At 72.4% G+C, this 1,245-nt stretch carries 3 protein-coding genes; all 3 read right to left on the bottom strand.

The window, feature by feature from the left end; genetic code table 11:
* The coding region (locus tag ABZ374_RS48560; protein WP_360325278.1) for a hypothetical protein at positions 1–216 on the bottom strand (216 nt) is incomplete at its 3' end.
* Positions 213–533: a hypothetical protein gene (locus ABZ374_RS48555; RefSeq protein ID WP_360325275.1), complete on the bottom strand. Its 321-nt coding sequence runs from the start codon at positions 531–533 to the stop codon at positions 213–215. The genes ABZ374_RS48555 and ABZ374_RS48560, both read right to left, overlap by 4 nt.
* Positions 530–1,099: a hypothetical protein gene (locus tag ABZ374_RS48550; RefSeq protein ID WP_360325273.1), complete on the bottom strand. Its 570-nt coding sequence runs from the start codon at positions 1,097–1,099 to the stop codon at positions 530–532. The genes ABZ374_RS48555 and ABZ374_RS48550 overlap by 4 nt, the downstream gene beginning before the upstream one ends.
* Between the last annotated feature and the right edge of the window lie 146 nt (positions 1,100–1,245).

The following is a 1,245-nucleotide window of genomic DNA, read 5'->3' as shown; positions in this document are numbered from 1 at the left end:
GGCCTCGATCAGCGCGGTGTCGTAGTGGGCGATCGTGGCGGCCTGCCGCTCGGCCAGGTCCAGCAGCGCGGGCACGTGCTGCTCGAAGCAGCGCTCGACCGCCTCGTTCCAGGCGTCCACCTCAGCGGCGGTGATGCCGGGGCGGACCGGCGATGTGGTGGCGGCGACCTGGTCGGCGCTGATCGCCGCCAGGTCGAGCGGCTCGGGGGCGGTCACGAGGCGTCCCATTGGCACCCGTTGAGATCGTCGTGATCACCCGAGTGATCAGGCGCGAGTGCGCAGACCACCTCGTCACCGATGCCGTCGTGTGTCATCTCGTCGCAGTGCGGGCCGGGCCCACCGTCGTGCCGCCCGTCGACGGGGTCGGGGTCGGGCTTGGCCCTGCGCGTCTCCCAGCCGCGCCGAGCCGCCTCCTGCCGGCGGGCGATGGCCTCGGGGCGTGCGCGGCGCTCGGCACGGGCGCGCTCGCGGGCGGCATCGGCCTGGTCCGCCAGGGCGAGGAGACCACGCCACAGGCCAGTCAGGTCGGTCACTGGGTCGGCTCCTCGATGGCGGTGATCGTGAACTGCCCGGCGCTGCCGAACCCAACGGTGATCCACCCGGTCATCGCTTCGAGGTCGACGTTGACCTCGACGTCGCGGGAGCCGAGGTAGCGCAGCGCGTACCGGTGGACGTTGGCGGCGAGTTCGTCCGCTGTGCGCGCGGCTGTGGTGAGCGGAACGGGCGCAGGGCTGCCGCTGCGTCCCCCATGGCGGCCGATCCGGGTGAACGCGATCTCGTAAAGCGGGGCCGGCGGTTCGGCGGCATTCCGGGCCTCACCGTCGACCGGCAGCCACTGCTTCACCGTGACCTCGCGCAATTCGACCGCGATGCCGGTGATTGTGTCGTTGCCGAACCAGGTGTCCGATTCCTGGTGCTCGGTGGCCGGGATCTGCCAGCGGATCTGCCAGTGGCTGCCGTCGGGGTGGGCGAACACGCCCTGGTGGGTGACGTCCCGCCGGCGGGTGGTGTCGATCACGTGCTCCTCGACCATGTGCTCCCACGGCACATCGAGGTCGTCGAGCTCGTCGCGGGTGAACGTGCGGGTGATCTTGCTCATCGGCTGGTCTCCGTCTGGTCGGTGCCCCGGTCGGGGCGGCGTGTGGTGGGTGCGGGTCGGCGGCCCGGCTTGGGCGCGGGCCAGTGCGGCGGCAGGTGGTCGAGGGCGTCGCGCAGCCACCGGGGCAGGTCGGCTCTGGCGTGGTC

Origin of the sequence: Embleya sp. NPDC005971 (assembly GCF_040629175.1) — a bacterium.
In the GTDB taxonomy this organism is placed as follows: Bacteria; Actinomycetota; Actinomycetes; order Streptomycetales; family Streptomycetaceae; genus Embleya.
Note: the sequence above shows the minus strand (reverse complement) of the source record. Positions and strands in the feature narration are given on the sequence as shown.

Excerpts from the sequence above, each read along its gene's own strand:
- ABZ374_RS48550 (WP_360325273.1), bottom strand. The coding sequence starts at position 1,099 with ATGAGCAAGATCACCCGCACGTTCACCCGCGACGAGCTCGACGACCTC.